Here is an 11,871-nt window from a genome sequence, read left to right on the forward strand (position 1 = left end):
AAAGGGCTCGATCATCTCCTTCCTGCGGCCACGGAAGACGAGGTATCCGTCCTCATCCATGAACCCAATGTCGCCAGTTCGCAGCCATCCGTTCTGAATCGCCTCGCGCGTCGCGTCGTCCCGGTGCAGGTATCCCTTCATGACGCCTGGACTCTGAATCCAAATCTCGCCCTCCTCGCCAGGGCCCAGTGCCCCCGCGGGATCGTCCAAAGGCGCAATGCGAATCCGCGTGCCCGGAATCGGCTTGCCGTGCGTGCCGTACCGGATGGCGCCAAGTGGCATCTGCGTATCCGCCGTGTGCGTCTCGGTCAGGCCATATGCAGCCTCGTACAGCGGCGCCCCCGTAAGCGCTTTCCATTCGGCCGCAACCCTCTCCGTCACCGGGACGCCAAAGCTTGTGCACGGATTCAGCCGCAGGCTTGAGAAATCGGCCGCGCCGGATCGCGGATGTTCCATCATCGCGAGATTCATCGGCGTGACCGTGTACATCACCGTGACGCGGTGGCGTTCAATGGCGTCGATGGCCATCTCCGGATCGAACTTGGGAAGAAGAACGAGCGTCGCACCGGCCCGAACTGCTGCACACGCGCTCATGAGAAGACCGGCGATGTGGCAGAGCGGCATCACGCCGAGCACGACGTCGGCCTCAGTCAACTTGGACGCCGCAACCACCGCCTCAGCTTTGTAAGCCGCATTGGCGTACGTCAGCATCGCGCCCTTCGGCATCCCTGTCGATCCCGACGTGTACATGATGAGGCAGGTGTCGTCCCCGTTCACGGGCGTCTCCGCAGACCGCCCCAGCCGATCGCGCAGCTGACGCACCAGCGAGCGGCCATTGCCCGTGGACTTCCGCGCAACTTCGGCGAAGGAATCGACCGAAAAGTCCGACATCGAGGCCGAAAACAGATGCCCGATGCCGAGCCGCTCACACACCGCGCTGGCCACGTCCAGCCGGTCATCGTCACAGATGACCACTTTCGCCCCCAGGTCCTGCAACTGATACTCCAGTTCCCACTCCTTTGCGAGTGGACTCACGGGCGATACGGGGATGCCCAGTCGCTCTGCTCCGAGCTTCGCGATGAGAAAGTGCGGCATATTCGGCAAATAGAGCGCGATCGGATCTCCCCGACGAAGTCCTAGATCCGCGAGCAGCGCCGCCATCGCCGAGGCATAGGCGTCAAGCTCCCCGTATGAAAGGGTCGTCCCCAAGAAACGCACCGCGGGATGGGACGGGCGCGCGAGCGCATGAAGGCGCAGCCACTCGTGCAGATACGGCATGGATATCCACCCTCATTCCATGATGTGGAGGCGAGCATCTGCGGAATGCGAGCCTCTCCTATCCACGATGTATTCCACCCTGTTTCACGCCATCCCTGCTTCCCGCCGAAACCAATGGGCGCGGCCCAGTGGGCCGCGCCAATCTTCAATCCTTCGTCTTCCGCACGCGGAGATGAAGCACCTCGAGCTGCGCCTCCGACACCTCGCTCGGCGCGCCCACCATAAGGTCCGTTCCGCTCGCCGTCTTCGGGAACGCGATGACGTCGCGCAGCGACTTGGCCCCGGTGAGCAACATGATGATGCGATCCAGCCCAAACGCGATGCCGCCGTGCGGCGGCGTGCCATACTCGAACGCGTTCAAGAGAAAGCCGAACTTCTCCTGCGCCTCTTCCGGCGAAAAGCCGAGCGCCGCAAACATTTTCTCCTGCACGTCGCGGCGATAGATGCGCATCGACCCGCCGCCGATTTCATAGCCGTTCAGCACCATGTCGTACGCCTGCGCGCGCACCCGGCCGGGATCGGTCTCGAGCAGCGGAATATCTTCCTCCTGCGGCATGGTGAACGGATGGTGTTCCGCCACCCAGCGCTTTTCCTCCTCGTCCCACGAGAGGAGCGGGAAATCCGTCACCCACAGGAACCGGTACTGCGAATCGTCGACGAGGCCCAGCTCCTGTCCGAGGTGCAGCCGGAGCGCGCCCATGGCCGGCAGCACCGTATCTCGCGGCCCGGCGCCGATGAGCACCAGATCGCCCACTTTGGCGCCAGCGCGCTCGGCGATTCGGCGGAAGTCGTCGTCCGTGAAGAATTTCGCAATGGACGATTTGAACCCGTCCTCCTGGACCGCGACGTACGCGAGGCCGCCCAGCCCGTACGGCTTGACGAACGCGACGAGATCGTCCGTCTGCTTGCGGCTATAGGAGGCGCAGCCGGGCGCCACGAGGGCTTTGATGACCCCGCCTTTCTCCAGGACGTCGGCGAAGACGCGGAAGCTCGTGCCCGCGAAGACATCGGCGAGATCGGCCATCTCCATGCCGAAGCGGAGATCCGGCTTGTCCGACCCGTACTTGTCCATGGCCTCATGGTACGGCAGGCGCAGAAACGGCCTCGGCACCTCGATGTCCGCCACTTCCTTGAAGACGGAGGCCACCATCTCCTCCATCATCGACATGAGCTCGTCCTTCGGGAGAAACGACGTCTCAATGTCGAGCTGCGTGAACTCCGGTTGGCGATCCGCCCGCAGGTCCTCGTCGCGGAAGCAGCGCGCCACCTGATAGTACCGCTCAAAGCCCGCGACCATGAGCAGCTGCTTGAAGATCTGCGGCGACTGCGGCAGGGCGTAGAACTCCCCGGGCTGCAGGCGGCTCGGAACGAGATAGTCGCGCGCGCCTTCCGGCGTGGACTTGGTCAACATGGGCGTCTCGATCTCGAGAAAGCCGCGATCGTCGAGATACCGGCGGAACGCCCGGATGGCCTGGTGGCGAAGCGCGAAGATGCGCTGCATCTCCGGGCGGCGCAGATCGAGGTATCGGTGACGGAGCCGCACCGGTTCCTCGACCTGGATGCCGTCCTCGATGTAAAACGGCGGCGTCTTGGCCGCGCTCTCGATGCGCGCACCTTTCACCACGACCTCAATCTCGCCCGTCTCAATCTTTGGATTGACAGTATCGGGATCGCGCTTCTCCACGGTGCCATCCACGACGATCACGTACTCGCTTCGCAGCCTGTCCGCGACCTCCATCGCCGCCTCGGACGTGCCGCGGCCGCGATCGAAGACGAGCTGCACGATGCCGGTGCGGTCGCGCAGATCGACGAATACGACGCTGCCGAGATCGCGCCGGCGCTGCACCCAGCCGGCGAGGCGCACCTCAGATTTGGGTTCCTGTCGCACTGTGTCGGCCACCCAGTGGGTCCGCCAGCGCGATGCCACCACGACTTGCTTCTCCTCCACCACTTACGCCCATCCTCCTTCGCGAATCCGATCCGCCAATTGCCCAAACGCGACATCGCGCTGCTCACCGGTCGCAAGGTGCTTGACGGTGGCAGCTCCCTTGGCGAGCTCGCTCTCGCCGATCACGACGGCGAACTTCGCCCCGAGGCGATCCGCCTGCTTGAACTGCGACTTGAGGCTGCGCCCTTGGTAGTCGCGATCGCAGCGAACGCCGAACCGCCTGAGTGACGTGAGCACCGCCATGGCGGTGTGCTCAGCCGTCCCGTCCGCCACGCAGATGAACGCGTCGAGCGGCGGTCTCTCGCCGAGCGACACGCCCTGCGCCTCGAGCACGGCAAGGACGCGGTCCATCCCCGCAGCAAAGCCGATGCCTGGTTCCTCAGGTCCGCCGAGCTCCGCGACCAGCCGGTTGTAGCGCCCGCCGCCAAGCACGGTTGAAAAATTGGGAACGGTGATTTCCCACGCCGTCCGCGTGTAGTAGTCCAGGCCGCGGACGAGCGATTTCTCGAGTCGATAGGGCACATCCATCGCCCGGAGGTACCCTTCCACCGCGTCGAGGTGATTGCGACAATCGTCACACAGTTCGTCGACGATGGATGGCACGTTCGCTTCGCGCAAGACCTGTTGGCACGACTCGTTCTTGCAGTCGAACAGGCGAAGCGGGTTTTTCTCGAGGCGGACCTGACAGTCCGCGCAGAGTTCCTCCTTGTGCGGCAACAGCCGCTCGATCATCTTTTCGCGGTGACGTGGCCGGCAGACGCTGCAGCCCACGGAATTCAGTTCCACGGTCATGTCGCGCATACCGAGCCGCTTCAGAAGCGAGTACCCGAGTTCGATGACCTCTGCGTCGATGGCCGGCAATTCGGAACCGAGCACCTCCACGCCAACCTGGTGCAGCTGGCGCAGCCGGCCTCGCTGCGGCTTTTCGTAGCGGAACATCGGCCCGAGGTAGTACACCTTGGTCAGGCCGCCCTGGCCGTACAACTTGTTTTCAACGTAAGCTCGAACGACGCCGGCCGTTCCTTCCGGGCGCAGGGTCACGCTCCGCCCCCCGCGGTCCAGAAACGTGTACATCTCCTTGGACACAATGTCCGTCGTCTCCCCCACGCCGCGCTCGAATAACTCCGTGTGTTCGAAGATGGGTGTGCGGATCTCCTCGTAGTTCGCTCGCTCGAACACCTCTCGCGCGACTGCTTCAAACGTCTGCCACGCCTCCACGGCGCCCGGCAAAATGTCCTGCGTGCCTCTCGGCCGCCGAATCTCCATGCGCGCTCCCTCCTTCTCTTCTCCGCCGCACCAAGGGGAACCGCGAGCGCGGCCCCGCCTGTCTGCGCGAAAAAGCGCCCTTTCGTCGATGCCGATCCACATCGGCAGGGACGAAAGAGCGCTTCCGCGGTGCCACCCTGCTTGAACCTTGTGCGGTTCCCCTCTTCGGCGTAACGCGCCGTCCACGCGCGCCCACCGGGTGAAACGGCAAGCGCGATATCCGAAGCCGTCTTTCCAAACGCAGGCTGGAGTCGCTTGCAGCCACGGCGCACTCTCTCTGGAACAGCCCAAACCGCTTGTACTCTGCTTCTTCATCTACGATGGCGATATCCAACATGTCGTATCGTGCTATCGCGAATTATAAGGAAGGCGCAAAGCCCGTGTCAAATGATACGGTCTCGGCCAATCGCATCCTCTATCTGTGATATGGCTTGGTGAATGAAGGCTTTTCTGTGGGCATCTCACGCGCCCAACCGAACGTTTGTACCTCCTTCGCGCCGCAGTGCGCCAGGTGCAGCTGCTGTGCCCATCTCCTCGCCATCTCCATAGGTGGCATCCGCATTCTCCATCCTCCTCCGCACGCCTTTTCCCCTACGGTGCCCTGCGAATGCGCGGATGATGCCACCATGATCTCGCTTGACGGCCCCCGGCGCAGTTGAAACAATGGTGCGCGGAGGAGGAGCATGGCATGAAGCGAACGCAATCCGAAGTCTGGTTCGAACGAGCTCAACAGGTCATCCTGGGAGGCGTGAACAGCCCGTCGCGATCGTATAAATCGGTCGGCGGAGGCACGCCCGTGGTCATGGTCCGCGGCGAAGGTCCTTACCTGTACGACGTGGACGGAAACCGGTACATCGACTACCTCGCTGGCTACGGCCCATCCATCCTGGGCCACGCACATCCGGCCATCACGAGCGCGATTCAGGCGGCGGCGGAGGAAGGGGTGCTCTACGGCACGCCGACGCCGTACGAGGTGGAGTTTGCCCAGATGCTGCGCGCCGCCATCCCGGACCTCGAGCGAATTCGATTTGTCAACTCAGGGACGGAGGCAGTCATGACCACCATCCGGGTGGCACGCGCCTACACAGGGCGCACGAAAGTGCTGAAGTTCGCCGGGTGTTACCACGGCCACTCGGACGCGATGCTGGTTGCAGCTGGAAGCGGCCCTTCGTCCATCGGCGTGCCGGACAGCGCCGGCGTCACGCGCAATGTCGCAAGCGAGATTGTCACCGTTCCCTTCAATCATCGCGACGCGTTGAAGGAGGCGCTCGCCGCGCACGGACCGGAGCTCGCGGCCGTGTTGGTCGAGCCCATCGTGGGCAATTTTGGCATCGTGCCGCCCATGGACGATCGGTACTTGGCCGACGTGATCGATCTCGCCCATGAAGTCGGGGCGCTCGTCATCTTCGACGAGGTGATCACGGCGTTTCGCTTTCACTACGGGAGCGCGGCGCAGCTGTACGGGGTGCATCCAGACCTGTACGCGCTCGGCAAGATCATCGGCGGAGGATTGCCCATCGGCGCCTACGGCGGGCGGCAAGACATCATGGAGCAGGTGGCGCCGCTCGGACCAGCGTATCAGGCTGGCACGATGGCCGGCAACCCGCTCTCGATGCGCACGGGCATGGCATGTCTGCGCGCGCTGTCCAATCCTGGTTTGTACGATGAGATGGCGCGCCGCGCGGTGTCTCTCGTGGACGCAGCCGAGTCCGCGGCCCGCGCAAACGGGGTGGACATCGTCGTCAACCGCGTCGGCGGCGCGTTCACCATCTATTTCGGCCGCGAACCCGTGCGCGATTACGACGCGGCCACGAGAACGGACAGCCAGCGCTTCGCCCGCTTCTTTCACCTGCTGTCCGATCGCGGCATCCTCATCGCGCCGTCCAAGTACGAGGCCTGGTTCGTCTCGGCGGTGCACAGCGATGCGGACATCGAGGAGACGGCGGAAGCGCTCGAGGCGGTGTTTCGCGATCTCGCGCGGGAAGCGTAGGAGCTAGCGGCGAAGAGACGGGGTGCGCCGCCACACGAGCAGAGAGGCGCCGAGCGCCGCTGCGGCCGACATGGCCGCCCAAAGCGCCAAACGCGCGGACGGGGGCAGCGCGCCCGGGTGAGAAGCGGCGAGGGGCAGCGCGAAGTACGCGACGGAGGCGAAGACCAGCGTCCACGCCTCGATGCGGGGCGTGCGGAGACCTGAAAGGAGCAAAAACGCGGTTGCCGCAAGCGTGAGTCCGGCGGTCCACCAGGCGGCGCGTGTGAAGGTCCAGTCTGTGAACAGCATGCCGATGGCTGGAACGAGCGTCCCCTGAAACACCATGGCGCCCGTCACGTTGCCGACCGCAAGGCCGTCCTTCCGATCGCGCATCCAGACGACGCTGTTCAGGGTCTCAGGCAGTTCTGTCGCGACCGGAATGACGAGCGCCGACAGCAAAAACGTGGGCATTTGGGTGCGCGCGGCGATGGACGCAACGCCGTCAGTGAGAAGATGCGCGCCGCCGAGCACGAGAGCGAGCGCAAACGCGAGTTGCAGAAGCACGACGGCCCCTGCCGGATCGCCCTGGCGCAGGTTGAGATAAAGCGGGCGAAGGTCGCCGGCCGATCCGGCCTTCACGCCCTCGCGCACGTGCGCACGGATGAACGCCGCGTACAAGCCGACAAGCAGGCACGCGACCATCACCTTCAGCGCGGGTGCGGGCCACGCCGCGGGCACGAGGGACAGCGAAAAGCCCACGAAGAAAAAGGCGAGATCGCGCCGAAAGGCACCGCTGCTGACCGCGATGTCGCGCGGCGAGCGCCCCCTGCGAAACACCATGGCTGCGATTGCGAGGACGAGGCCGCCCAGCGTGACCAGGAGAAACGGCGCACCGAGGATACCCCCGATGCCGACCTGCTCCGCCTCGTGGCCGCCGCCCAACACAATCGCCGTCATCGGCACCGCCGTCTCGGGCAGCGCCGTGCCGAGCGCCGCGAGCACGCTTCCGACGGCGCTCTCGCCGAGACCGAGCTTCATCCCGAGCCACTCCACGGCGTTTGTCAGGAGCTCCGCGCCAAACAGGACCATGCAGAGCCCGAACAGCATCTGGACGGCGATCACCTCGTCCACCTCCGCGCGCACAGGTCTTTACACCTGTACGCGCCGTTTGCGCCCGCTATGACAAGCTTCGGCGCCAAACCGGGCGCTCACTGATATTGCTTCTCGGTGCCGCTCACAAAGGGAAGCCAAGAAAACCACTGCGGCCGAAGCCGCCACAGGCTCGGGATCAACAGGATGGCGATCACGGCGGCGTAAAACTCCACAAACGCCATCCACACGTGCGGCCCGGCGGACACCACGCCCAAAAAGGCCGCCTCGACGTAGAGGGGATCCAATGCGTAGAAAAAGTGAGACCACACAAGCGCGGAGTAGTCGATGGGGTTCTGTTCGTACAGCGACTTCAGCCCGTAGCCTATGGCGCCGAAGATGACCGTCATCAGCCCGACGCTGCCGTACGCGAACACCGTGCTCCACGTGGAACGCAGCGCGACGGTCGAAAAAAGCACGCAGACCGTCGAAATCACGACAATGGTCACCAACTGAAAGCCGAGTACCGACGCGACCTGCGCCGGCACGGCCCCGCCATACAAAAAGACCAGGCTGTACACGGGCAACGTCAAAACCACGAGCAGGACCAACAGCGCGCTCGACGAAACCACCTTGCCGAACAAGATGCCAAACGGACCGACCGGAGTGGTCAACAGGACGGCCAGCGTCTTTCTCTCCCGCTCTCCGCTCACGGCTCCCGAGGCGAAGGCCGGCGTCAAAAATGCCACCACCACCATCTGCAAGAGGCTGACGAGCGCGAACACCTGCTGGCTCTTCGTGGGCTGGACCAGATACAGCTGGCCCTGCACGTTTTCGTACAGAAGAAACACGGTGAGCACGCTCATGCCAAACAGGTACGCGGTGATGACAAGCGGCGCTCGAACCGTGCGCATGCGCTGGCGGAATTCCTTGAGGAGCAAGGGGTTCAGGTTCAGCTTCACGTCACCACCCCCTCCTGTATCGCGGCGAGGCGCAGGAACAACTGCTCGATGTCCGTCGGCTGTTCGCGGAACTGCGTGATGGCAAACCCTTCTGAGACGAGCCGGCTCAACAGTTCGGCCTGCTGCGCGAGCGTGCCCGCATATAATATCTCCCATCCAGGCGCCAGCGGGCGAGCCTCGGCCACGTGCGGATCGCCCATGAGCGCCTTCATGAAGCGATCGCCGAGATCGCGCCCGTCGATGACAATCGTCCGGTACGCGCTCGAATGCTGCACCATCACCTGAACCGCGGCCACGGCCACCAGTTCACCCCGCAGCAGGATGCCAACCTCGTCGGCAACTTCGGCGAGTTCGTTGAGAATGTGCGTGCTGACGATCACGGTCTTGCCCAAATCGCGCAGTCCCGCAAGCACCGATCGCATCTCGAGCCTCGACTTCGGATCGAGTCCGCTCGAGGGCTCGTCCAAAATGAGGACGTCTGGATCGTGCATCAGGCAGCGCGCAACCTCGAGGCGCTGCTGCATGCCGCGCGACAGGTGGTTGACGTAATCTTCGCGCTTGTCCGCGAGGCGAACGCGCTCCAGGAGCTCCTCCGCTCGGCGCGAGATGACCCGACGCTCCACGCCGTAGCATTGAGCGAAGAAGCGCAGATATTCGATGACGGTCAGATCGTCGTACACGCCGAACGAGTCCGGCATGTACCCGATGGATCGCCGGACCGCCTGCGGTTCCCTGGTCACCTCGTGGCCGCAGACGTACGCGCGCCCGGAGGAAGGCAGCGTCAAGGTCGCGAGCATCGACAGAGCCGTGGTTTTTCCAGCCCCATTCTCGCCCACGAGCCCGAAGATGACTCCGCGTTCGATGTTGAGGTTCAGGTTGTTCACCGCCAACGTCTTTCCGTACCGCTTGGTGAGATTCTGCGTGAGAATCACGATCCCGCCTCCACCACCGGCATAACCGGTGCGTACGCTCGCACGAGCACCAGTGTCTTTTCGCTCGCCACGATCCTTTGGTTCGCCGGTGCGGCCAACTCGGGAAGGCCGCTGTTGGACGTGGCGAGGACGAGCGCAACCTCCGAGTTCGCGCGCGAACCGGCCGCGAGCCCCGACAAATACGCGCCAAGCGTTCGGCCGATGCCGTGCGTGAGTTGGCGATTGTAGACCCCATAGTCGGAGATCCACGACGAGGTCGGCACCTCCTGGCTCGCGTTGAGCGATCTCGTCTCGCCCGGCGCAAGGGTGCCCAATTTGACCAGCATTCCATCGTACACCACGGCCACGTCATTGAGCGCCATCCGCGTTTCGTTGGTGACCGTGCCGAACAAGAGCCCATACGCTTCCTTTAGATTGCACTGAATCCTGCCAGCGTCCTCGTCGAATCCCGAGGAAAACACGTAGCGTACGTGCCAGCGCGGCACGTTCGTCAGCGAAACCGTGGTGGCATCGTCCCCGTGTTGAATCACGGCGTTGGCCACGGGCTCATTGTCGCTCTGCAGCGTCAGGACATCATCTCCGGCAGGGAGATGAATGGTGTCACTCCCGCTTTCCGGCGACATGATGGCAACAGCCCCGTATTCGTATGCTTGTCCGTCTCCAACCAGGTCCATCACGCCGATGCCGTCCATCAAAAGGCCCGCAGGGCGAGTCGAACCGCCAAGCGCAAAGATACCGGCTGTGGTGAGGCCACTCAGCAAGGGAAGGACAGCCCAGGCGAGCGCCGCGCGGCGCAGGCGGCGAAGCACGTAAAACGTCACCGGCCCCGCCGCCACCAGGTACGCGAAAAGCACCAGACCAAACGTGGACAACCCTGGCATGCGAAGGGGCTCCAGCGCGTCACCCACGCTCGTGAGGCTGAGGGCGCCCGTCGGTCGAAGGACGTCCGACACGGCCGGATCTGCATCCTGCACCAACCCGGCGTCGTGAAACAGGGCTGTCCACATCTGCGCGTTCCCCTGCCACGCGAGCAAATCCGGGTCCAAGGGAGAAAACGAAGTCTGCCAAATTTGTCCTCGGCCGAACGACTCGCTGGCGACAAGCGGATTGGCATTCGATCCCGCCCAGAGCCGCGCCGAGGCCGCGACCTGACCCGCCGTGGACTCGATTTGCCCAGGCCCGCTGCCCGTGCTGGCGAAATTCGCGAGTGCATTCCCGTTCACCACTTGGAAGAAACCAGGAGAAATCGGGAGATGACCCAGCGCGGAAGGCACGATGCCGGTCCCGGTCACCACGAGCAACCCGCCCTGGTTCACCCAGGAGGCGATCGATCTCGCCTGCGCCCTGGAAAGCGCCTCGAGCTCGTCCACGCTGGCCACGAGCGCACTCAGATCACAGAGCGCCTGCGCAGACGTCGGCAGATCCTGCGGCCTGAGCGCGACAGGCAGGATGGGCGTGCCGTCCGAGCTCGTGCCGGCGAGGAACTGGGTGGCCTGGGATTTGTCGCTCACGACGCCGACGAGATCGACATGTGAGACGCTGTTGCCCCCGAGCCACGAGGTGGAGACCACGCGGCCGCCCAAGACGAGGCTGAGTTGTGCGCCCTGCGACAGCGCGAACCCCGGCACGTCGATAAATGTGGAGGCCGTCGCTCCCTTCGGGAGCCAGAGCGGCCACATGAACGCCCCCGCAACGTGGCGATCCCCGACGGACGGCCCACTCACGCGAAGCACGAGCTTCGCCATGTCGGCTGGGCCTTCATTGTGGACCGAGACGCGCACCGGCACCCATTCGTCCGCCACGTAGTATCCACCATAGCCCACTGCGGTCGCCATGGACACAGATGTGCCCGCGAACGTCTCGGGCGCGGGCAGGCTCCAAAACCCTAGACACGCCGCGGCGATGGTGGCGGACGCCACCATCAGCTTACAATCGAGTGCCCGAAGGCAGCGCGAGACGAGCCTCATGCCACCGTCCCTTTCGAACAGCTTTCCTGCACGCCTCGTGAGATAGCCATGCGGTTCCATTGTACCGCCAACCGAATCTCACTGCGAATATCGCATGCGCTGGCCTTGCGAGCGAGATCGTCGTATCCTCAAATTGTGACCTTTGCTTCGAGGAAGAGGGTTTGTCTCGTGCTTCCATCGCATTCACCTGGAGATAGCGGCTATATCTCGCGAGGCACGCCCGTCTATCGGCGCGTGAGCATCGCCTTTCTCGCCGCGGGGCTCGTGATCTTTGCCAACCTGTACGCAGTGCAACCGCTCATCCCCGCGTTCAGTTCGGCGTTCGGTCGGTCTCCGGCGACCGCGAGTCTCGCGCTCTCCGCCTCGACCTTTGCGCTCGCCCTGTCCCTGCCCGTCTTCGCGTCGTTGTCCGACTGGTTTGGCCGCAAGCCCGTGATGTTGATTTCGCTTTTTTCCTCGA

Annotated in this window: 9 protein-coding genes; 2 read left to right on the plus strand and 7 right to left on the minus strand. The window is 64.0% G+C overall.

Annotation, left to right across the window (positions count from 1 at the left end; all coding sequences use genetic code 11):
- From AMA01_RS12825 to hisS, 3 genes are all read right to left on the minus strand, one after another.
- Positions 1–1,278 (minus strand): class I adenylate-forming enzyme family protein (locus AMA01_RS12825; RefSeq protein ID WP_067851582.1); only part of this gene is annotated, 1,278 nt, incomplete at its 3' end.
- A gap of 145 nt (positions 1,279–1,423) precedes the next feature.
- Positions 1,424–3,229, minus strand: coding sequence for an aspartate--tRNA ligase (aspS, locus tag AMA01_RS12830; RefSeq protein WP_067851584.1), 1,806 nt, complete (start codon positions 3,227–3,229; stop codon positions 1,424–1,426).
- Positions 3,230–4,492, minus strand: coding sequence for a histidine--tRNA ligase (gene hisS, locus AMA01_RS12835; RefSeq protein WP_067851586.1), 1,263 nt, complete (start codon positions 4,490–4,492; stop codon positions 3,230–3,232). It lies immediately after the preceding gene.
- Between the two features lie 688 nt (positions 4,493–5,180).
- Here hisS and AMA01_RS12840 point away from each other — a divergent pair.
- A complete protein-coding gene (locus AMA01_RS12840) occupies positions 5,181–6,482 on the plus strand; it encodes a glutamate-1-semialdehyde 2,1-aminomutase (protein ID WP_067851588.1) in 1,302 nt (433 codons plus the stop codon).
- A gap of 3 nt (positions 6,483–6,485) precedes the next feature.
- On the opposite strand, the gene AMA01_RS12845 is transcribed toward AMA01_RS12840, so the two are convergent.
- The 4 genes from AMA01_RS12845 to AMA01_RS12860 all read right to left on the minus strand — a co-directional run bounded on the left by AMA01_RS12845 (position 6,486) and on the right by AMA01_RS12860 (position 11,411).
- Complete coding sequence (locus AMA01_RS12845; RefSeq protein WP_231862959.1) at positions 6,486–7,604, minus strand: sodium:calcium antiporter; 1,119 nt, start codon at positions 7,602–7,604, stop codon at positions 6,486–6,488.
- A gap of 65 nt (positions 7,605–7,669) precedes the next feature.
- The gene (locus AMA01_RS12850; RefSeq protein WP_067851590.1) at positions 7,670–8,512 is read right to left on the minus strand and encodes an ABC transporter permease; all 843 of its coding nucleotides are present in this window, start codon (positions 8,510–8,512) and stop codon (positions 7,670–7,672) included.
- Complete coding sequence (locus tag AMA01_RS12855) at positions 8,509–9,444, minus strand: ABC transporter ATP-binding protein (RefSeq protein WP_067851592.1); 936 nt, start codon at positions 9,442–9,444, stop codon at positions 8,509–8,511. The genes AMA01_RS12850 and AMA01_RS12855 overlap by 4 nt, the downstream gene beginning before the upstream one ends.
- Positions 9,441–11,411, minus strand: a complete 1,971-nt coding sequence (locus tag AMA01_RS12860) for a hypothetical protein (RefSeq protein ID WP_230088121.1) — start codon at positions 11,409–11,411, stop codon at positions 9,441–9,443. The genes AMA01_RS12855 and AMA01_RS12860 overlap by 4 nt, the downstream gene beginning before the upstream one ends.
- 168 nt (positions 11,412–11,579) lie before the next feature.
- Between AMA01_RS12860 and AMA01_RS12865 the strand changes: the two genes are divergently transcribed.
- Positions 11,580–11,871: MFS transporter (locus AMA01_RS12865; RefSeq protein WP_376738343.1), on the plus strand; the 292-nt coding region annotated here is incomplete at its 3' end.

Origin of the sequence: Alicyclobacillus mali NBRC 102425 (genome assembly GCF_001570745.1) — a bacterium.
Lineage (GTDB): Bacteria > Bacillota > Bacilli > Alicyclobacillales > Alicyclobacillaceae > Alicyclobacillus > Alicyclobacillus mali.